This is a genomic window from Amycolatopsis sp. NPDC026612, assembly GCF_040638285.1.
In the GTDB taxonomy this organism is placed as follows: Bacteria; Actinomycetota; Actinomycetes; order Mycobacteriales; family Pseudonocardiaceae; genus Amycolatopsis.
Genome location: NZ_JBEZYB010000008.1, coordinates 184,801 through 204,096, shown reverse-complemented (window position 1 = coordinate 204,096; position 19,296 = coordinate 184,801). Strand labels below are relative to the sequence as shown.

Annotated in this window: 23 protein-coding genes and 2 pseudogenes; 11 read left to right on the top strand and 14 right to left on the bottom strand. The window is 72.3% G+C overall.

Annotated elements, in window-relative coordinates:
• Positions 1 to 77: 77 nt before the first annotated feature.
• Positions 78 to 698, bottom strand: coding sequence for a hypothetical protein (locus tag AB0F15_RS12010; protein WP_360269112.1), 621 nt, complete (start codon positions 696 to 698; stop codon positions 78 to 80).
• Between the two features lie 313 nt (positions 699 to 1,011).
• A complete protein-coding gene (locus AB0F15_RS12005; protein ID WP_360269109.1) occupies positions 1,012 to 1,638 on the bottom strand; it encodes a hypothetical protein in 627 nt (208 codons plus the stop codon).
• A gap of 20 nt (positions 1,639 to 1,658) precedes the next feature.
• On the opposite strand from AB0F15_RS12005, the pseudogene AB0F15_RS12000 reads away from it, so the two are divergent.
• The 4 genes and pseudogenes from AB0F15_RS12000 to AB0F15_RS11985 all read left to right on the top strand — a co-directional run.
• Positions 1,659 to 1,958, top strand: a pseudogene (locus tag AB0F15_RS12000) (AAA family ATPase); the annotation flags it as partial.
• A gap of 274 nt (positions 1,959 to 2,232) precedes the next feature.
• Positions 2,233 to 3,243, top strand: coding sequence for an NAD(P)H nitroreductase (locus AB0F15_RS11995; RefSeq protein ID WP_360269106.1), 1,011 nt, complete (start codon positions 2,233 to 2,235; stop codon positions 3,241 to 3,243).
• A gap of 13 nt (positions 3,244 to 3,256) precedes the next feature.
• Entirely contained in the window at positions 3,257 to 3,496 is a 240-nt protein-coding gene (locus AB0F15_RS11990) for an SHOCT domain-containing protein (RefSeq protein ID WP_360269103.1), read from the top strand.
• Positions 3,497 to 3,502: 6 nt separating this feature from the next.
• Positions 3,503 to 3,640: pseudogene (locus AB0F15_RS11985) on the top strand (hypothetical protein); the annotation flags it as partial.
• Here AB0F15_RS11985 and AB0F15_RS11980 read toward each other — a convergent pair.
• Positions 3,613 to 3,792 (bottom strand): hypothetical protein, encoded by a 180-nt coding sequence (locus AB0F15_RS11980; RefSeq protein ID WP_360269136.1) that lies wholly within the window; start codon positions 3,790 to 3,792, stop codon positions 3,613 to 3,615. The pseudogene AB0F15_RS11985 and the gene AB0F15_RS11980 sit on opposite strands and share 28 nt — an antisense overlap.
• A 327-nt stretch (positions 3,793 to 4,119) precedes the next feature.
• Here AB0F15_RS11980 and AB0F15_RS11975 point away from each other — a divergent pair, with 327 nt between their 5' ends.
• From AB0F15_RS11975 to AB0F15_RS11965, 3 genes are read left to right on the top strand one after another with little or no spacing between them, the layout of a single operon-like run.
• A complete protein-coding gene (locus tag AB0F15_RS11975; RefSeq protein WP_360269133.1) occupies positions 4,120 to 4,245 on the top strand; it encodes a WS/DGAT domain-containing protein in 126 nt (41 codons plus the stop codon).
• A gap of 58 nt (positions 4,246 to 4,303) precedes the next feature.
• Entirely contained in the window at positions 4,304 to 4,714 is a 411-nt protein-coding gene (locus AB0F15_RS11970) for a metalloregulator ArsR/SmtB family transcription factor (protein WP_360269100.1), read from the top strand.
• Positions 4,711 to 6,366, top strand: coding sequence for a SulP family inorganic anion transporter (locus AB0F15_RS11965; RefSeq protein ID WP_360269097.1), 1,656 nt, complete (start codon positions 4,711 to 4,713; stop codon positions 6,364 to 6,366). The genes AB0F15_RS11970 and AB0F15_RS11965 overlap by 4 nt, the downstream gene beginning before the upstream one ends.
• On the opposite strand, the gene AB0F15_RS11960 is transcribed toward AB0F15_RS11965, so the two are convergent.
• A complete protein-coding gene (locus AB0F15_RS11960) occupies positions 6,354 to 7,196 on the bottom strand; it encodes a WS/DGAT domain-containing protein (protein ID WP_360269094.1) in 843 nt (280 codons plus the stop codon). The two genes, AB0F15_RS11965 and AB0F15_RS11960, sit on opposite strands and share 13 nt — an antisense overlap.
• 178 nt (positions 7,197 to 7,374) lie before the next feature.
• Between AB0F15_RS11960 and AB0F15_RS11955 the strand changes: the two genes are divergently transcribed.
• Entirely contained in the window at positions 7,375 to 7,971 is a 597-nt protein-coding gene (locus AB0F15_RS11955; RefSeq protein ID WP_360269091.1) for a DoxX family membrane protein, read from the top strand.
• A 152-nt stretch (positions 7,972 to 8,123) separates the two neighbouring features.
• Positions 8,124 to 8,366 (top strand): hypothetical protein, encoded by a 243-nt coding sequence (locus AB0F15_RS11950; RefSeq protein ID WP_360269088.1) that lies wholly within the window; start codon positions 8,124 to 8,126, stop codon positions 8,364 to 8,366.
• A 77-nt stretch (positions 8,367 to 8,443) separates the two neighbouring features.
• Here the strand turns inward: AB0F15_RS11950 and AB0F15_RS11945 are convergent, their stop codons facing one another.
• The 4 genes from AB0F15_RS11945 to AB0F15_RS11930 are packed head-to-tail and all read right to left on the bottom strand — an operon-like array spanning position 8,444 to position 10,220.
• Positions 8,444 to 8,626, bottom strand: a complete 183-nt coding sequence (locus AB0F15_RS11945; protein WP_360269085.1) for a hypothetical protein — start codon at positions 8,624 to 8,626, stop codon at positions 8,444 to 8,446.
• Complete coding sequence (locus tag AB0F15_RS11940) at positions 8,623 to 9,045, bottom strand: CBS domain-containing protein (RefSeq protein ID WP_360269083.1); 423 nt, start codon at positions 9,043 to 9,045, stop codon at positions 8,623 to 8,625. The genes AB0F15_RS11945 and AB0F15_RS11940 overlap by 4 nt, the downstream gene beginning before the upstream one ends.
• Before the next feature lie 40 nt (positions 9,046 to 9,085).
• Complete coding sequence (locus tag AB0F15_RS11935; protein ID WP_360269080.1) at positions 9,086 to 9,598, bottom strand: universal stress protein; 513 nt, start codon at positions 9,596 to 9,598, stop codon at positions 9,086 to 9,088.
• Positions 9,599 to 9,620: 22 nt separating this feature from the next.
• The gene (locus AB0F15_RS11930; protein ID WP_360269078.1) at positions 9,621 to 10,220 is read right to left on the bottom strand and encodes a hypothetical protein; all 600 of its coding nucleotides are present in this window, start codon (positions 10,218 to 10,220) and stop codon (positions 9,621 to 9,623) included.
• A 291-nt stretch (positions 10,221 to 10,511) separates the two neighbouring features.
• Between AB0F15_RS11930 and AB0F15_RS11925 the strand changes: the two genes are divergently transcribed.
• Positions 10,512 to 10,697, top strand: a complete 186-nt coding sequence (locus AB0F15_RS11925; protein ID WP_360269075.1) for a CBS domain-containing protein — start codon at positions 10,512 to 10,514, stop codon at positions 10,695 to 10,697.
• Here AB0F15_RS11925 and AB0F15_RS11920 read toward each other — a convergent pair.
• Positions 10,630 to 11,616 carry a hypothetical protein gene (locus tag AB0F15_RS11920; RefSeq protein WP_360269073.1) on the bottom strand — a complete coding sequence of 329 codons (987 nt, stop codon included), beginning with the start codon at positions 11,614 to 11,616 and terminating at the stop codon, positions 10,630 to 10,632. The genes AB0F15_RS11925 and AB0F15_RS11920 overlap by 68 nt on opposite strands.
• Positions 11,617 to 11,790: 174 nt before the next feature.
• Between AB0F15_RS11920 and AB0F15_RS11915 the strand changes: the two genes are divergently transcribed.
• Positions 11,791 to 12,303 carry a DinB family protein gene (locus tag AB0F15_RS11915; RefSeq protein ID WP_360269070.1) on the top strand — a complete coding sequence of 171 codons (513 nt, stop codon included), beginning with the start codon at positions 11,791 to 11,793 and terminating at the stop codon, positions 12,301 to 12,303.
• 4 nt (positions 12,304 to 12,307) lie between these two features.
• Here AB0F15_RS11915 and AB0F15_RS11910 read toward each other — a convergent pair whose 3' ends face one another.
• Genes AB0F15_RS11910 through AB0F15_RS11890 form a run of 5 tightly spaced genes read right to left on the bottom strand, consistent with a single transcriptional unit; the run spans position 12,308 to position 19,259 of the window.
• Positions 12,308 to 13,534 carry an MBL fold metallo-hydrolase gene (locus tag AB0F15_RS11910; RefSeq protein ID WP_360269067.1) on the bottom strand — a complete coding sequence of 409 codons (1,227 nt, stop codon included), beginning with the start codon at positions 13,532 to 13,534 and terminating at the stop codon, positions 12,308 to 12,310.
• A gap of 16 nt (positions 13,535 to 13,550) precedes the next feature.
• Positions 13,551 to 15,143: an ABC transporter permease gene (locus AB0F15_RS11905; protein ID WP_360269064.1), complete on the bottom strand. Its 1,593-nt coding sequence runs from the start codon at positions 15,141 to 15,143 to the stop codon at positions 13,551 to 13,553.
• Positions 15,140 to 16,042, bottom strand: coding sequence for an ABC transporter ATP-binding protein (locus tag AB0F15_RS11900; RefSeq protein WP_360269061.1), 903 nt, complete (start codon positions 16,040 to 16,042; stop codon positions 15,140 to 15,142). The genes AB0F15_RS11905 and AB0F15_RS11900 overlap by 4 nt, the downstream gene beginning before the upstream one ends.
• Entirely contained in the window at positions 16,039 to 18,282 is a 2,244-nt protein-coding gene (gene ppsA, locus AB0F15_RS11895) for a phosphoenolpyruvate synthase (RefSeq protein WP_360269058.1), read from the bottom strand. The genes AB0F15_RS11900 and ppsA overlap by 4 nt, the downstream gene beginning before the upstream one ends.
• Positions 18,279 to 19,259 (bottom strand): nitroreductase, encoded by a 981-nt coding sequence (locus AB0F15_RS11890; RefSeq protein WP_360269056.1) that lies wholly within the window; start codon positions 19,257 to 19,259, stop codon positions 18,279 to 18,281. The genes ppsA and AB0F15_RS11890 overlap by 4 nt, the downstream gene beginning before the upstream one ends.
• Positions 19,260 to 19,296: the final 37 nt, after the last annotated feature.

Below are 19,296 nucleotides of genomic sequence, written 5' to 3'. Positions count from 1 at the left end.
AGCCGCGGGGGCGGAACGGTGCAGCGGCCGCTGCACCGTTCCGCCCCCGCGGCTTTGCGTTCGGACACTTGTTCTTCTCAGGACACGAGCTGGCGCAGCGGCCCGTTGGCGTCGTCGAAGTTGCGAGTGCTCATGGCCTGGACTCCGGCGGTGTGGTCTCCGTTGAACGGAGTAACCGTGCCGGGGCAGCCTGCCTTGACGGCGTCGGCGGGCGAGTTGAACCAGAAGCCGACGTGGAAGGTGTGAATCGGGGCGAACGCGGGATTGCTTGCCGCGTCCTGGGGGTGGACCACCGGCGCCGGTGCGGTGTTCGGTGCCACCGCGAAGGTTTCGATGTTGAACCGGCCGATCACGGTGACCGACGCGGTGCCGTCGTCGCCGGACTGCAGGTCGCTCTGGTACCAGGACACGCCGAACGGCGCGTTCGGCACCTGGGTGATGAACAGATCGAACCCGGTATTGGGCGGCAGACCGGCCGCACGCAGGGTCATGGTCTCGTTCAGCCCGTGCGTCACCACACGGACCTTCGCGGCGGCCGCCGCGAGGCAGTTGGCGTTGGCGGCCACGCCCGACCGGACCATGGCGAAAGTGATGCTGCTGTCCGCGGCGTCCGCCTGGGTGGTGGCCAAAGCGCCGGCGCCGAGCACGGTCACCGCGCCGACGGCAGCGGCTGCGATGGGAAACTTACGGAATTTCACGGTTACCCTCCGGATTGTCGAATTATTGCCCGGCGATGTCGTTACGAAGCGGCGCTGAGGAAAAGATTCGTACCCGATGACTCCCCACGCCGGGCGTGCCGCTCACCCTGGTTACGGTGCCAGCCGCTGTCGACAATCCGTCGATAGTGCTGGTCACCGGCCTGTCAGGTCGCGATCGGGTGTGCCGCGCCGACCCGGGAACGCCACGCTCGTGTGCTCATCGGCGACCTGCTCGTGTCGAGAGATTCCGGCTCGGGCCGAGCCGACGGCAGATCGGGAGCCGGGTCCACGTGTTTCGATTCCCGCCGCTGAGTCACCCGCAAGAGTCGATGCGACTACCGCCCACTGGGGAGGCGTTCGGCGAAGGCATGGCGTTCGTGCCCATCGGCGCGCTGATCGTGGAATTCACGCTCACCATCGCGATCAGCTCCGCCGCCAGGGCGTGGGCGATCATCGCGTTCGTGCCCGCGCCGGCACCTTGGCGGGTGCCGATCACGCTGCTGCTGGTGGCCGCCGTCGCGAACGGCACCTGACTCGGCCACCTGGGCTGCACGGTGTTCGCGGTCATGACCGTGGCGTTCGTCGCGCCGGCCGTCTCGGTCCTCGGGTTCGAGCTGCTCGCCCAGCCGCACCCGACCGGCACGACCAGCACCGACCCCGGCCATTCGCCACTGGCCGCGGTGGCGCTGGCGTTTCCGGTGGCGATGGCGCCGGCCACCGACATCGAAGCCCCTCCTCGGCGATCGCCCAGCTCAGGCAGCTCGACGACCCGGGACCGGCGGCGGCGCTGCTTGAGCATGGAGATCGTGTCGCGCCACAGGGCCCGGCTGTTCACGGTCGCGGTCAGCACCGGCAGGGTGATCGTGTACTGCCCGGTCAGCACGATCACCGCGGTGATCGGCGCCCGCGAGCTGATCCTCGTCGGCGGCGCCCCGGGCACCGGCAAGTCCACGGTCGCCGGTGGGCTCGCGGACCGGCTCGGCGGGCACCCTCCTGCAGTCCGATCGGCTGCGCAAGGAACTCGCGGGGCTGACACCCGCCCGCGCCCCCGAGGACTACCGGCAGGGCCTTTACGACAGCCACCACACCGACGCGACCTACGCCGAACTGGCTCGCCGCGCGGAGGTTCTGCTGTCGCTGGGGGAAACCGTCGTGCTGGACGCGTCCTGGTCCGCCGCCCGGCACCGCAGGCTCGCCGCGAACGCCGCCGAGCGGGCGAGCAGCCCGGTCATCGCCGTGCTGTGCGAGGTGCCGGAGACTGTTGCGGCGCAGCGGATCACCGCCCGGACGCCCGAAGTTTCCGACGCTACTCCCCGGATCGCGCACCGGATGGCCGCCGACGCCGACCCGTGGCCGGAGGCGCACCCGCTCACCACGACCGGACACCGCGGGACTCGATCGTGCGGGCGGTGGCGTCCCTGCTGCCCGAGCACCGAAAGTCCTCCCCCCAGAGGCATTCCGGCCCTCCCGCGGACCCGCCGGACGGTGCCAGGGTCATCCCGGCAGAACACCCCGAACCCGAGGCAGGCCGATGATGGAGCGAGGATTCCCGGACGAATACACCGTCAAGACCGCGGTGGCCATGGCGGTCCGCGCGCCGTCCGTGCACAACTCCCAGCCGTGGAACTGGCGGATCGGACACAGTTCCCTGCACCTCTACGCCGACCCGGACCGGCAGCTGCGCGAAACCGACCCGGACGGCCGCGACCTGATCCTCAGCTGCGGCGCGGCCCTGCACCACCTCCGGGTCGCCTTCGCCGCGCTCGGCTGGGCCGCCGAGGTCCACCGGCTGCCGAACCCGGACGAGCCCGACCACCTCGCGGCGATCACGCTGCAGCAGCACGAGCCGTCGCAGGACGAGGTCGCGATGGCCGCCGCCATTCCCCGGCGCCGCACCGACCGGCGCCGGCACAGCTCGTGGAGCGTGCCGCGCGGACACGTCGAAGCCATGGCCAAGGTCGCGGCGCTGGAAGGCACCGTGCTGCAGGTCGCCGAGGACGCCGCCCGCTACCACCTGGCAACCGCCATCGAAGAGGCTTCGCGGCGGCACGAAGCCGACCCGGCCTATCGCACGGAACTGGCGGCCTGGAGCGGCCGCCACATCTCGCCCGACCGCGTCCCGGCCCGCAACACGCCGGCGCCGGACGACACGCCGGGTGCGCTGCGGACGCGCTCCTTCGCCGACCCGCTGCTCACCCAGCCGCCCGACGCCAAGGCCGAGGACGACGAGACCGTGCTGCTGGTGCTGAGCACCGCCTCCGACGACCGGATGTCGCGCCTGCGCGCCGGCGAGGCGACCAGCGCCGCTCTGCTGACCGCCACCGCGTTCGGCCTGTCTTCGTGCCCCCTCACCGAGCCACTGGAACTCCTCGACGTCCGCGACACCGTCACCGAACGGGTCACCGGCGGGTCGTTCCCGCAGATGGTCCTGCGCATCGGCTGGGCACCCGCCAACGCCGACCCCTTGACCGCGACCCCACGCCGCGATCTCGCCGACGTGCTGCAGCCGCTCGAAGCTCCCCCGAAGCACTTCCAGGCTCGCTAGAAAGGAGCCGGTCATGCCGTACTGGTACCACTCCGGAACCATGGGCTGGTTCGGCGGCGTCGGCATGGTCTTGCTGATGGCGCTCGTGCTCGCCGCACTGGTCGCCCTCGTCGTCGTCCTCGCGCGCCGGGCACCACAGCCGCCCGGGGGCGGTGACACCGCCCGGCGGATCCTCGACGAGCGGTTCGCCCGCGGCGAGATCGACCAGGAAGAATACGAACGCCGCCGCGACGCGCTGACGCGGGCGAAGTGACCATGCGTGCCAAGGCGATCCCTCGCGGTCCTGGTCTGCGGGTGGAGCCTCGCCGGGTGCGGGAGCGACCAAGGTGCGGCACCGGCGACCACCACGCCGCTCGGGCGCGACCGGCGCTATTCGACCGCCTCGGTGCCACTGGCCGATGCCCAAGCCTTGGCCCAGGTCTTCGACGTCACGGTGAACGACGTCCTGCTGGCCGCCGTTACCAGCGGATTCCGGGAACTGCTGCTGCAGCGCGGCGAGACGCCCGCCGCCGACAGTGTGCGGTCGCTGGTCCCGGTGTCCGTGCGCACGGAAACCACGCTCGACTACGAAGTTTCCCTCCTGCTGCCCGGTCGAGTTGGCCGACCCGGCCCAGCGCCTCGTCCGGGCGCACCGGCGGCTGGGCGCGCTGAAGGCGGCCAAGGAAGCCGACGCCGGCGCGCTGCTCACCGCATCCGCGGCGCACTAGCCGTTCGCGTGGGCGATCCGGGCCGCCGCGCACCTGCCGCAGCGCAACATCGTCACGGTGACGACCAACGTGCGCGGGCCGGCCGAACCGCTGTCCGCGCTCGGCCGCCGCATCGTCCGGATCCACCCGTACGTCCCCATTGCGCTTCGGGGTGCGGATCGGCGTGGCGATGCTCAGCTACGCCGGCGAGGTGACCTTCGGGATCACGTCCGACGCGGACACGGTCCCGGACACCGAAGTGCTCGCCAAGGCGATCGAGCGGGAGTTCCCGGCGCTGCTCGCCGCGGCCCGCTGACCACCCGCCGGGCTCCCGGATTGATGGATTGATAAAATCATCAAACCAGGAGGTGCCGATGCCCGCCCGATCCCGCACGACCGAACCGCTGTACCGGATCAAAGCCGATCTCTTCAAGTCCCTGGCCCACCCGATCCGGATCCAGGTGCTCGAGGTGCTGGCCGCCGCCGGCGAGGAGGGCACGCCGGTCACCCGGCTGCTCGAAGTGACCGACTGCGAAGCGTCGCACCTGTCCCAGCACCTCGCCGTGCTCCGCCGCAGCGGAGTCGTCACCTCCCACCGCACCGGCAACGCCGTCGAGTACTGGCTCGCCCAGCCGCTCGTCGCGGAACTGCTGGTGGTGGCCCGCGCCTTCCTGCTGTCGAGCCTGACGCCGGACTCCGACCGGCTCCGGGCCGCCCACGAACTCCCGCCACTGCCCGGCGCCAGCCCGCAGGCCATCCTCGACGCGATCACGGCCAAGGCGTGAGCCGCCTCGCGAGCGCCTGGGAGCTGCTTCCCGGGCGGGCCGACTACGACCTGCGCGCGCCGGTGCTGCGCGCGGACCTGCTCGCCGGCCTCACCGTCGGGGTCGTGGCCCTGCCCCTGGCGCTGGCCTTCGGCATCAGCTCCGGCGCCGGCGCCGCAGCCGGGCTCATCACCGCCGTGGTGGCCGGGATCGTGGCCGCGGTGTTCGGTGGCTCACCGGTCCAGGTCTCCGGCCCGACCGGGGCCATGGCCGTCGTCCTGGCGCCGATCGTGGCCACCCACGGGACGGCGTCGGTGGCACTGGTCTCGATCCTCGGCGGTGTGGTCGTGCTCGTCGCGGGCGCAGCGCGGCTGGGCCGGCTGGTGGGCTACCTGCCCTGGCCGGTCGTCGAGGGCTTCACGCTCGGGATCGCCAGCATCATCTTCCTCCAGCAGATCCCCGCGGCCGTCGGGACCGCCGCGCCGGCGGGCCGGAACCCGCTGCTGGGCGCGGGAGCCGCACTTGCCGGTGCCGCCGGCGGCGTGGTGGGCTGGACGGTGGCGACCGTCGCCGTCGTGGTGGTGACCATGCTTCTCCTTCCGAAGCTGCACCGCGGGATCCCGGCCTCGCTGGTGGCGGTGGCCATGGCGACCGTCGCCGCCGAGGTCACCCACGCTCCCGTGCCGCGCATCGGGAGCCTGCCGAGCAGCCTGGCCCCCGCGCTGCCGCACTTCAGCTTCGGCCTGGTCCACGACCTGAGCGGAGCGGTCGTCGCGGTGGCCGCGCTGGCGGCCATCGAATCCCTGCTGTCCGCCCGGGTGGCCGCGACGATGACCCGCGGCGGGCCGCCGGTCGGGCCCACCCGCCCGGACCGTGAACTCGTCGGCCAGGGCGTGGCCTCGATCGCCAGTGGCCTGTTCGGCGGAATGCCCGCGACCGGCGCGATCGCCCGCACCGCCGTCAACGTCCGCTCCGGGGCGCGCACGCGGCTCGCCGCCATCGTGCACGCCGTCGTGATCCTCGCGGTGATCTACGCCGCCACCGGGCTCGTCTCCCGGATCCCCCTCTCCGCCCTCGCCGGCGTCCTGCTGGTCACCAGCCTCCGCATGGTGCCGCCGGCCACGATCCGCGAAGTCGTCCGGGCGAGCCGCTCCAGCGCGATCACCTTCGCCGTGACCGCGTTCGTCACCGTCGCGGCCGACCTCATCCTCGCGGTCGAGATCGGTTTGCTCGTCGCCGCGTTCTTCGCGCTGCGCCACCTCGCCCACGCCGCACGGGCCCGACGCGACACCCTCCCCGGCCCGGCTGCCGACGGCGACGAACGCATCGCCGTCTTCCGCTTCGAAGGCGCCATGTTCTGGGGCGCCTCGGAACGCGTCGCCGCCGAGATCGCGGCCGCGGCCGACGACGTCCTCGTCGTCATCCTGCGGTTGTCCCGCCTGCACATCCTCGACGCCACCGGCGCGAAAGCACTGGGCGAGACCGTCGAAGAACTCGAGGCCCGGGGCATCGCGGTCCTGCTGAAAGGGGTTCAGGACCACCACCAGCACCTGCTGACCACCACCGGCGCCCTCCGCGCCGGCGGCCACCTCTTCACCAGCTTCGAAGACGCAGCCGCTCACGCGCGCGCCCACGTCCGACGCGTCACCGCTTCGCCGGGTCAGGCTCGCTGAGCCAGTTCGGCGAATTCTTCGGCCAGGGCGTCCACCGGGAGCTCGGGGTCCGGGATCAGCCGGCGGTCGGTGCCGAACCCGAACCGCACCTGACCGGCGTAGCTGAAGATGCAGACGGTGATCGCCTGGCGGCCGCTGCACGGCGCCCAGCCGACGATCCCGTCGACCTCCGCGCCGGCCAGCGTCATCGCCGTCCGCGGGCCGGCGACGAGTGCGGTGCAGACGTCGTTGACGATCGTGCCGGTCTCGTGGCCCATCCAAGCCACGGTGAGCAGCGGAACCGGGTCACCCCAGGCGGCCGTCTTCTCCACGCCCGGCTCGCCGTCCCACAGCCCGGTGGCCGTCGAGGGGCCGAGGAGGTCACCCGCACCGGTGACGCTGTGCCAGACCGTCGTCGCCGATCCGGCGGCCGTGTCGAAGACGCGGCGAGGTCCGCCGCTCAGCGCGGAAGACAGGAACCCGGCGGCCGCGCTCGCACCGAACACCGGCAGCGCCACCGCGGTCTCCAGCACGGGGTGCACCCGGGCCGCCCGCTGCTGCACCTCGGCACCGGCGTCCCCCAGTGCGCGCAGCATCGCGGCGCCGAGCCGGACGACCGGCTGGGCGACGGGTTCCCGGTGCGGCGCGGCACCGCCGACCTTCGCGTGCGGCGCGGCCTCGGCGCCGGCCGGGTCCAGCAGGCTGAACAGCACCTGCGTCAGCCGGATCCCGTCGGCCATCGCGTGGTGGGTGCGGCAGACGAGCACGCTGAGCGCGCCGCCCGAACCGTCGACGCCGACCACCAGATCCGAGCCGCTCAGCCCATTTCCCTTTCGCCATCCGGAAGTCAAGCGGCCGAAGCTGCTCCCGGCGCGAGGCTTCCGCCCCGGTTCGGAGGGTCTTTGGTCCGTTCCGCACGGTCCCCCGCAACCGGCGTCCAAGGGCCTCCCGGCCGGGGACCTTCGGCCCCAGAACTTCCCGTGGCACCGGCCGAAACTGACCGCAGCACCGAAAGATTGGAGGTTTCCCATGTCCATCCGACCGGATGAGAAGAAGACCACCTCGGTTCACCGGGGTACCGAACCGGCGCCGATCCCCGATTTCGTCGCCGGACCCATCGTGGCCGGGAAGTCCCTGGCCGTCCTGCGCGTCGCCACCGGGTTCGTGTTCCTGTGGGCGTTCGTGGACAAGCTGTTCGGCTTGGGCTACGCGACCCCGGCGAAGGGCGCCTGGATCAGTGGCGGCTCGCCGACCAAGGGCTTCCTCAGCAGCGTGCACGTCGGCCCGTTCGAGTCGATGTTCCACGCCTGGGCCGGGACCTGGTGGGCCGACACGCTGTTCATGCTCGGCCTGGCCGGCGTCGGCATCGCCGTCATCGCCGGGATCGGACTGCGGCTGAGCGCCGCCGCCGGTTCGCTGATGATGGTCATGATGTGGGCCGCCGAATGGCCCTTCGCCCTCAGCACCAGCACCGGCGAAGCCACCCACTCGACCAACCCGGTCATCGACTACCACATCATCTACGCGCTCGTCCTGATCGCGCTGGCTGCCGCGGCGGCCGGGAACACGTGGGGACTCGGCCGGCGTTGGGCCGCCCTCGTCGGCCACCGCACGTGGCTGCGCTGAACACACCGCCCCAGGGCGCCCGCCGACCGGCGGGCGTCCTTTCCCCGGCCCGAAAGGAAGAACGATGAAGGCACTCGTGTACGACGGCCCCGGCCGGCGCAGCTGGACCGAGCACGCCGACCCCGAGCTCACCGAGCGACGAGTCGGCGCTGATGCTGGCCGACATCGTCCCGACGTCCTACGAAGTCGGCGTCCGCAACGGCGGCGTCAAACCCGGCGACACCGTCGTGATCGTCGGGGCCGGGCCGATCGGGCTGGCCCCGATCACCAACGCCCAATTGTTCGCCCCGAGCACGATCATCGTCGTGGACAAGTCATCACCCACCGGTTCGGGCTCGACGAAATGGACGAGGCGTACGACGTCTTCGCCCACCCGCAGGACAGCAACGCCTTGAAGGTCGCTCTGTTCCGCGGCTGATCACGCACCGAAGCGACCACCGTCCGAACTGGACGGTGGCCGCTTCGGTGTGCCTCAGCTGCGCGGCTTGGGCGAGCTCAGGATCCCGGCCGGACCCGGCGGTACCGGGGACACGCCCCGGTCGTCGAAGGGAGCCTGCAGGGTCTGGCGCACCTCCACGACGCCGTCGACCCGGCGGGTCAGCGCGACGATGACCGGGATCATGCTCGTCCGCTCGACGGTGCCGTTGAGGGTCACGATTCCGTGTGCACCGAGACGTACAGCGCCGCGGGATCCATGGCCCGCAGCAGGTCCGAACGGGACACCACGCCGACCAATTTGCCCTCGTCGTCGACCACCGGCAAGCGGTGGAAGTGGTGCTCCTCCAGCAGTTTCGCGGCCACTGTGACGTCGTCGTCCGCGTGGACGGTGATCGCCGGCGTCGTCATCAGGTCGGCGACGAACGCCGCGCCGGCCTTCCGTTTCGCCTGCCGGGAACCGGGCTTGAGCAGGCCGTGCGGGGCCTCGCGCTCGAGCAGATCGCCCTGCGACACGACCCCGAGCACCAGGTCGTCCTCGTCGACCACGGGTGCGCCGCTGATGTTCCACGTGGCCGGCAGGAGCGCGACCGCCTTGAACGGCGTGTCCGGCCCGACGGTGGTGACTTCGGTCGTCATGACCGAACCCACTTTGCGCGATTGGGCATCCTGACCTCCTTCACAGCAGCGGTCCGGGGTAGTAGCTGCCCACGGGTTCCGGCGTCGCCGCCGGTTCCTTCTCCGGCTCCGGGACCGTCCGCGCCGGGATCACCACCACCGGGCAGCTCGCCTCGCGCAGGCAGTGCTCGGCGACCGAACCGACCAGGAGCTTCAGCAGCCGGCCGCGGCCGTGGCTGCCGAGCACCAGCATCGCCGCGGTCTTCGACGCCTCCTCCAGCGCCACCGGAGCCGAGTGCTCGGCCAGCTCGGCCCGGACGGCCACCCCCGGGTGTTCCGCCCGCACTTCGCCGACGACCTCTTCGAGCTGCCGCCGCTCCCGGTCGGCGACCGTCTCCGGCGATCCGGCGACCGCCGCACCGAGGTCGGCGACCGGCTCGAACGACCACGCCCGCAGCGCGACGACCTGACGACCGCTGTGCGCGGCCTCCGACACCGCCCAGCGCAGCGCGGCCACGCTCACCGCCGAATGGTCCACGCCGACGACGATGTCGCCCTGGTTTGCCGTTGTCATGGGAATTCACCTTCTCCTGTTCTCAAGAACGGGTCTTCCGGTCCAGCTGGTGGAACCACTCGTGCTGCCACTGGGCGAACCGGAAGCGGTCGAGGGAAAACACGGCCAGCCGGTAGCCGAGGGCGAGCAGCGCCAGTGCGCCCAGCCAGAGGCCCAGTCCGAGGACTACCGCGTCGATGACGACACCCGCGCCGCGGAGCGGGGGATCCACCGGGCTGCCGGTGCGATCCACCCAGACGGTCAGCGTTTCGCCCTTGAGCCTGCCCTGGCCGGCGACGACCTTGCCGACGCGGCGGGTTCCGTCCGGAAGCAGCCAGGCCGCGTCGGTGAGCCGGCTGTTGCCAACGACGCCGGCGCGCGAGTTCACCGTGATGTCCGGCCCGTCGGCGAGCAGCGTGGCGGCAACCTGCGAGCGCTCGCTGACCTGCTGGGCCGATTCTCCTTGCTGCCGCACGTAGGTTTCCGAACCGATGGCGGCGGAGACCGGCAGCGCGGCGAGCGCGAGCAGTGCCACGAAGATCAGCAGCCCGGCCTGGAACCGGTCCGAGGCCCGCGCCACCGACCCGCGGCGGGGCAGGACGGTGCGCCACATCCGCGCGATCGAATTCGACGACGTGCTCATGGGTCCGGCCCTCTCCGGTCGGAAGTCCTGGCTACGACCAGGATCATCGATTTCCGGCGCCGCCCGAAGAGGAATTGGACCCCCGCGTGCGGGGACCGGCCCACCCTCCTCGCGAGGCCCTCCGACGGCACACCGGGGGCTTAGGACCCTGTACCGTCACCGGGCGCGAACGGGACGGTCGGAAGCCCGGCGGAAGGGGACACCGACCATGCGCGCCCGCGAGATCATGACCACCCCCACGTTCGCGTTGACACCCTCCGCGACGCTCGAAGAAGCAGCCGAGATGATGAGATGATGACGGGCCACGGTTTCACGACGATGCCGGTGGTCGACGGCGACGGACAGCTGCTCGGTCTGCTGTCCGAAGCGGACATCCTGCGGGCCCCGGTCCGGCCGGCGGAGCTGACGCTCAGCCCGCCGGCACGTCCCGTCCGGTGCGGTGGGTCAGCACTTCCTCGACCGGCCGACGGGCCGTGAGCCGGGTCGGCGAGCCGTAGCCGATGCGCAGCAGCGTGTGCGGCTGACCCAGGCCGGCGAAGATCCGGTCGAGCGATTCCCGCGTCCGCGGGGTTTCGAACGGCTGGGACAGGAAGGACGTCGCCAGGCCTTCGGCGGTCGCGGTCAGCAGCACCCGCTGCATCGCCATTCCGGCCCGCACCTCCGCGTGCGGGCCCCGATCCCGGGTCAGGACCACGCCGAGCAGGGGCTCCTGCTCGTACTCGCGCGGCGGCAGGTTCTCGTTTTCGTGCGACGCGCGCAACGTCACGACGCCCGGCCCGTACGGGGGCGGGCCGGAGGCGACCCGCGGCACACCGTCGGGGCTGTCGGGCTCCCGGTGGGTCCAGAACGCCGCTTCCGCCCGGAAGGCCGGATCGCCGGACTGCAGCGTCTCGGCCTGCCGGACCAGCGACGCCACCGTGCTGTACCGGCCGGACACGTTGAGGTACTCGACCTGCCCGCCTTCCTGCAGCGCCGCGGACTTCAGCGCGGTCCGCGCCGCGGACGGCACCTCCTTGTCCAGCATCGGACGGCGGTTGGTGTGCCGGCGGAACACGGCTTCGGCGAGCTTGCGCTCCGCCGCGGTGGCCTTCTGGTTGCCGTCGAGCCGGATGACCGCGACCAGGTCGGGCTCGTCCGGGTCCGGCAGCATCCGCACGATCGCGGCGAGCCCGTTGGCCCGCAGGCAGATGACGAGGTTGAACGCAGCCGCACCGCAGGCGAGCCGGGCTTCGCGCCCGTGCGGGTCGGCGATGTCCAGGACACGGTCGCGGTCCAGCCAGACCTCGATCACCTCGTGCTCGACGACGAACCGCCAGGGCTGGGTGTTGTGCGGCGACGGCGCACGCACGGCCGAGGCGAGGGCCTGGTCGAACACGCTGGGCAGTGGTCGGCTCATCACGGGCTCCGGGTCACTGGGGGACGAACACACCCAGCTTCACCTTCGGCCCCGCCCGGCCGCGACGGTCGGGCGTCACGCCCCGGAGGGACCAAAGACCTCTCGGCGCCTTCGCTGAGACCGGCTTCAGCCGGCTGGTGGGATGCTCGGCCGGCGCGATCGGAGGGCCGACCCATGGACCGGCGGGCAGTGCACGAGCAGTGGGAACGCGACCGCGCCACCCTCCACGAACTGGTGGCCGCCGCGACGGCCGCCGATCTGCGCCGGCGGTCGGCCGGCACCCGGTGGACCAACGGGCAGCTGCTGTTCCACCTCGTGTTCGGCTACCAGATCGTGCGTGCCCTGCTGGTGCTGGTCCGCCTCTTCGGTCGGCTGCCCCACTCCGTCAGCCGCCGGTTCGCCGCCGCGCTGGACGCGGCCACTCCCCCCTTCCACGTCATCAACTACCTCGGGTCCTGCGGTGGCGGACTGCTCGGTCCCGAGCGCGCGGCCGCGTGGCTCGACCACATCATCGCGTCGCTGCACCGCAGCCTGGACCGGGCCACCGAAGCCGACCTCGCCCGCGGAATGCACTACCCGACCCGGTGGGACCCCTTCTTCCGGCCCACCATGACGATGGCCGACGTCTACCGCTATCCGAGCCTCCACTTCGCCTTCCACCGGCAGCAGCTCACCCTCGACCGTTAGCGGGTCAGCACAGCACGCGCTCCCCGTCCTCCGGGACCACCGCGCACCAGCCGGCTTCGGCGTGCAAGGTCTTCGCGAACGCTTCTGAAGCGGCCGCCTCCCCTTCGACGACGAAAGCCGTTTCGGGTGGCGGTGTCGCCGTCGCCCAAGCGAGTACCTCCGCCGGTCCCGCGAATTCGCCGGTGCTGCCCAGCGCCGTCACCTCCGCCCGGACCGGCACGTACCGGCCCCTGATCTTGAGCTGGCGGGTTCCGCTCGCGAGCTGTGCGGCGCGGGTTCCCGGAGCCGACGGCCCCAGCAGGACCACCCCGTTGCGCGGGTCCGGCAGCATCTCGGCCAGGTGCCGCAACACGCGGCCGGAGTCCGCCGTCGCCAAGCCGGCCACGACGATCGACGGCCGATCGGACACCTGCTCGACCAGCCCGGCGGGGCTGTCCAGCACCACGGGCAGCTTCGGGATCTTCCCCGCGGCCATCAGCTCGTCCACCATCATCAGCAGCCCTTCGCCACCGACCGCGGGCGCCGGGACGAGGACACTGCCGCCCCGGTTCACCGCCCGGTGCACCGCCGCGGCGAAACGGCCGGCCAGGTGGCCGTCGCAGGCAGGAGACGGGGCGGCCAGCACCAGGGCGTCCGACCGCGGCCGCGGATCCGGCGGGCACAGCCATGCGTGCTCCGCCGCGCCGAGCGGGCCGGCGAACACGACCGAACGGCCGCCGGCCCGGATCCGCACCCAGGCCGCCCCGAGCCGGCCGCCGGCGCGGCCGAACTCGAACTCCACGCCGCCGAGCTCCTGCAGCGTGCCGTACTCGACCGGCCGCACCAGAGCGACCGCCTGGGAGACGTCTTCCGCGCGGAACGGCGGGACGGCCGGGCCGGGTCCGGCCCAGCCGCCCGCTTCGGCGGCGAGCGCGTCTTCGGTGAACTGCGTGGCGGCGTCGGACAGCGCGATCGGGAGCAACGCGGCGGTTCCCGGCGTCGCGAACACCGGGCCGTGCCAGCCTTCGGCGACCAGCTGCGGCAGGAAGCCCGCGTGGCCGAGGTCGGCGCTCGGCAGGAGGACCGCGTCGAGTGCGTGCAGTTCGTCCGGGACGGGCGAGAAGTTGCGCCGCCACAAGGCGTCCGGCCCGGCGAACAAGCCGCAGCCGGCCAGGATGCGCGTGCCGGACAGCTCCAGGAGGTGGCGGGCGCCGGTGGGGCCGCCGAGGAAGGTCAGGCGTACCTCGGACATCGTCCTTCCCTTCCCCTCAGCCGGAGACGTCGCGCTGCCGGAACCTCGCCACGCCCGCCGCGACCAGCACCGCGCCCAGTGCGGTGAGCCAGAGCAGCGGGGCGGCTTGCACGGCCGCACCCGGCAGCTTCGGCGAGTGGGTGAACGGCGAGAGGTCCAGCACCCACCGGTCCAGCTTCAGCAACGTGCCGAACTCGCCGAGCAGCAGGAACGTCGTCAGCGCGACCCAGGCGAACGCGACCGCCCGCGCCAGGAAGCCGAACAGTGCCGCCGCGATCCCGGCGAGCACCCAGACGGCGGGCAGCTGGGCCAGTCCCGCGCCGGCCAACCGGGCGACCTCGGTGCCGGGCGTGCCGAGGCGGACTCCGTACGCCAGCCCGGCGGTGAGGCCCAAGGACGTCAACAGCGCGACGGGTGCGCCCACGGCGAGCAGCAGATATCCCGCCATCAGGCGGCGGCGGTCGAGCGCGGTGGCCAGCAGCGGTCCGACGCGCAGCGCCCGCTCCTCGCTCCGGAAGCGGACCAGGACGGTGATCGCGTACGCCGAGGTGATGACGGCCGCCATCGAGAACTCGGCCGCGAGAAAAGCGTCCTCCATCGCCTGTTCACCGCCGAGAGCGGCGATCAGCGCCCGGGCGCCCGCGCTGTCGAGCATCTTCCCGACGTTGCCCGCGAGGCCGCCTAGGACCAGTCCCAGCAGGACGTACCCGGCCAGCCAGGCACCGAGGTTCGCCCGGTTGAGGCGCCACACCAGCCCCCACGCACCGGTCAGGGTGCGACCGGCGTGGGCCGGGCCCGCCCGGTCCGGCAGCAGCCCGGCGTCGAGGTCGCGGGCCCTGGCCGCCGCGACGGCCACCACGACCAGCGCGGCCGCGACGAGCAACGGGAGGGCCAAGACCCACCAGACGTCACCGGCGAAGGGCCGGACCTGCTGGGTCCACCCGATCGGCGAACCCCACGACAACCAGCGCGGACCGGTGGAGTCGCCCACGGCACGCAGGAAGTACGCGGCGAGCAGCCCGACGACGGCGAGCCCCGACGCCGCTCGGGCGCTCTTGGTCAGCTGGGCGGTCACCGCGGCGAGCCCGCCGAAGACGAGCCCGGAGCCCGCCCAGCCGAGGCCGAAGGCCAGCGATCCGGCCACCGGCAACCCCGCCGCCGCGAGCCCGGCCGCGCTGAAGAGACCGATGACCAGGCTCGACACGGTCGTCACGACCACTGCCGCCGCCAACCCGGCGAAGCGGCCGACCACGGCGGACCCGAGCAGTTCCCGCCGTCCGGCTTCCTCCTCGGCCCGGGTGTGCCGGACGGCGGTGAAGATCATCAGCAGCGCGATCAGGGCCGCGCCGAACGCGGTCAGCTTGAAGACGGACGTCGCGCCGAGGGTCGGTTCGTACACCGGGCCGTAGAGCGCCACCAGGGCCGGGATCGAGTTGATGCTGTCGGCCGCGCCCCGCTGATCCCCGGCGGCCGGGTAGATCGCCGCCGTCGCCGCGGCCGACGACGCCGCCACGGCGGTGAACACCGAGGTCCACACCGGCAGCCGGACCCGGTCCCGGCGCAAAGCCAGGCGGACCAGCGCGCCGGTGCCGGTGAGCGTGGCGCTCATACCGGCACCACCTCCGGTTCGCTCCGGTAGTGCCGGAGGAACAGCTCTTCGAGCGTCGGGGGTCGGCTGATGAGGCTGTGCGCGCCTGCTTTGCTCAGCGCCCCGAGCACAGCGGGGAGTGCGGCGGCGTCGGCGCTCAGCCGGATCTCGTCACCGGCCACGGTGACCCCGTGCGCTCCGAGCAGCCGGACCAGCTCGGCTGGGGAGCCGGTCAACCGCGCGGTGATCGAGGTGCGGGTGAGGTGGCGGAGCTCGTCGAGGCTGCCCGAATCGACCAGGCGGCCGGCCCGGATGATGCTGACCCGGTCGCAGAGCGCTTCCGCCTCGGACAGGATGTGGCTGGACAGCAGGATCGTGCGGCCTCGCTCGCGTTCCTCGCGGACGCACTCGCGGAAGATCTGCTCCATCAACGGGTCGAGCCCGCTGGTGGGCTCGTCGAGCAGCAGCAGTTCGACGTCCGAGGCCAGCGCGGCGACCACGGCGACCTTCTGCCGGTTGCCCTTCGAGTACGCCCGTCCCTTGGTGCGCGGGTCCAGCTCGAACAGGTCGAGGTACCGCTTGCGGCGCTTCGGGTCCAGGCCACCGCGGAGCCGGCCGAGCAGGTCGATGACCTCACCACCGGTCAGGTTCGGCCACAACGAGACCTCGCCGGGGACGTAGGCGAGCCGCCGGTGCAGCGACACCGCGTCGCGCCACGGATCGCCACCGAGCAGCCGCAGCTCGCCGGAGTCGGCGTGCAGCAGGCCCAGCAGCAGCCGCAGCGTGGTCGTCTTCCCGGCGCCGTTCGGCCCGAGGAAGCCGTGCACCTCACCGGTGCGGACGGTCAGGTCGAGCCCGTCGAGCGCCTCGGTGTGCCCGAAGGACTTCCGGAGGTCCCGGATCTCGATCGCGGCACTCATCGCGTGCTCTCCAGGAGGATCCGGCGCTCGGCCGAGGCGATGGCCGCGCGGGCCGGGGCCAGGACGTCGGGGTTGACCGAGATCGACGTGATGCCGAAGCGCACCAGGTGCTCGGCGAAGCCGGGCTTGGTCGAGGGCGCCTGGCCGCACAGCGAAGAAGTGATGCCGCGGTCCCGGGCGATGCGGACGATCTTCTCGATCGCGTCGAGCACTGCCGGGTCGGCCTCGTCGAACAGCTCCGCGCACACGGCCGAGTCGCGGTCGACGCCCAGCACCAGCTGGGTGAGGTCGTTGCTGCCGATGGACACGCCGTCGATGCCCATGCCCGCGTATTCGGGCAGCCAGTGCACGACCGAGGGCACCTCGGCCATCACCCAGCGGTGCAGGCCGCGCTGCCGGCCGAGCGGGCTCGCGTCGACCAGCTCCAGGCACTCCTCCAGCTCCCACTTCGTGCGCACGAACGGGATCATCAGGTGCAGGTTCGGCGTCTGCTCCCGCACTCGCGCCAGCGTCTCCAGTTCGAGGGCGAACAGGTCGCGCTCGCGCACGTACCGGTAGCAGCCGCGGTAGCCGATCATCGGGTTGCTCTCGACCGGCTCGAACTCCTCGCCGCCGGCCAGGCCGCGGAACTCGTTCGTCCGCAGGTCGGTGGCGCGGTAGACGACCGGACGAGTACCGAACGGACGCGTGATCTTCAGCAGCGACTCGGTCATCTTGTCCACGAAGGACCGTTCTTCCCCCTTGGCGAGCAGGTCGCGCGGGTGGCGGCCGTCGAGGGCCTCGGTGAGCAGGAACTCCGCACGGAGCAAGCCGACGCCGTCCACCGCCTGCGCGGCGACCTCTTCGGCGTGCTCGGGCATGGCGAGGTTGACGTACAGCTTGGTGCCGATGGCTTCCGGCGCCACGGGCGCGGCGACCGCTTCGGTGCGCGCCGGCGCCTTCTTGACCGCACCCGGCCGGACCTCGCCCTTGGTGCCGTCGACGGTGACCAGGCTGCGGTCGGCCAAGACGCGGGTGGCGTCGCCGGTGCCGACCACGGCCGGCACGCCCAGCTCGCGGGCGACCACGGCCGCGTGACAGGTCATCCCGCCACCGTCGGTGACGACCGCGGACGCCCGGCGCATCGCCGGCACCCAGTCCGGGTTGGTCATCGGCGCGACCAGGACCTCGCCGTCCCGCAGGTGCTTCGCCTCAGCTGGGTCACGCAGGACGCGGACGGAACCACTGCCTTCCCCCGGCGACGCCGCGAGCCCCGTCACCAGCGCCTCGGTCGTCACCGGCGTGACCGGCGGCAGCGTCGTGATCGGCCGGGACTGCACCAGGGAGATCTCGTGGTCGGCGATCGCGAACTCGATGTCCTGCGGCACGCCGTAGTGCTCCTCGACCCGGGAGGCCATCCGGGCCAGCTCGAGCACCGTGGTGTCGCTCAACACCCGGCGGCCGCCGGCGGGCTCGGGGAGCTCGATGGTGACGTCGCCGCCACCGGCGTCGGCCACGATCTTGTGGGTCTGCCTGCCGATCCGGACCGAGTGGATGAGCAGGTCCTTCTTGCCGATGACGTAGGTGTCGGGCTCGACGGCCCCGCTGACGATCGCCTCCCCCTGACCGAAGACGGCTTCGACGACGATGCGATCGCGGTCGCCGGTACGCGGATCGGCGGTGAAGATCACGCCGGCCCGTTCCGACTGGATCATGCGCTGGACGACGACGGCGATCGCGGGCTCGCCGGTGAACCCGCGGCTTGCCCGGTAGCTCACGACACGCGGGCTGAAGAGCGACGTCCAGCAGTCGACGACGTGCTCGGCGACCGCGTGGTCACCCCAGATGTTGGTGTAGGTGGCGTTCATCCCGGCGAAGGACGCTTCCGCGCCGTCCTCCCCGGTGGCCGACGACCGGATCGCCACCGGCGTCGACCCACCCAGCCCGCGGTACGCCTCGGCGATCTCCGTGTGCAGCTCGCCGGTCAGCCCGGCGCGCCGGACGAGATCGCGCATCTCGTCGCACGCGTCGGCCAGTACCGCGGTGTCGTCCACGTTGGCCAGCGCCTTGGCGTGCAGGTCGGCCAGCTCCGTACGGACCCCCGCGTGCTCCAGCGCGGCCCAGTAGCCGTCACGGGAGATCACGAATCCGCCGGGAACGGGGAAGCCGGCGCTAATCAGCTCGCCGAGGTTGGCGCCCTTCCCGCCCACGGTTTCGTCGTCGACGAGCCGGATTTCGGCCAGGTCGCGTACGTACGTCATCGGAGTCCTCCTGAGGATTCGTCGGGGAACAGTTCACCGAGCGGGAGCCGCGGAGAGGGAGCGGCCGGGACCGCGGGATAGCCGAACCGGAAGATCGCCTGCGGCACCCCCGGCAGGACCACTTCCGACACCAGCCGGGCCCGGAATCCCGTCAGGTGCAGGGGCTGGGTGATGACCGAACCGACGAGCGCCTTCACCGTCGCGGTCAGCCAGACGCGCTGCAGGGCCGCACCGGCGGCCAGGTGCTCGGCCCTCGTATCGCCGTCGGTGCAGACGACCAGCAGGTTCTCCGCGGCCAGCCGGTCAGCCAACACGACGTCGTCGGGCACCGGGGTAGCGGTTCGCACCAGTCCCGCCACCGGCAGGGCTTCGGAACTGAGGGCTTCCTCGGGGACGCCGTCCCCGGTCACGGTCGTGTGCGCCGTCCACATCGCCAGCTCGCGCTGGTAGCCACGGTCGTCGCGGAGCACGCGCGTGGCGAAGCCCAGCAGCTCGGCCAGTTTGTCCAAGTGTGCGGGAGCCGCCACGTGCACTCCGGTCGTCTCCCCGGCCGCGACCAGCGCGGCGCGGACGCCCGGTGGTACCCGGCCGTGGTAGAACGCGCGCCGGTGACTGCGACGGCGCCCGATGGCTTGGAACAGCGTGTAGTCCCGGGTGGAGGCGGCTTTCGGACGGCCGATCGTCACCGTGGCGACGACGTCGTCGCCGTCCTGGAACTCGGCGTGGCAGTCCCGGCCGAGGGCGCGGATCGCGAGTTCTAGGTTGGTGAGCGCGGCACCGCAGGACATCAGCCGGTCACGGCCGAACGGGTCGTGCCGGCGCAACTCGACGGCCCGCCGCTGGAGCAGGTCCACCTCGGTCCCGCGCACCCGCAGCTGCCACGGCTGGCTGTTGTGCACCGAGGGCGCGCGGCTCACCGCGCGGGCGAGCACGCCGATTTGCTCGTGGTTCAGGGCTGCCGGTGCTGCGGCGGTCATCGCGGTCACTCCCGGACGCGGAGTCGGGCGCTCCGCT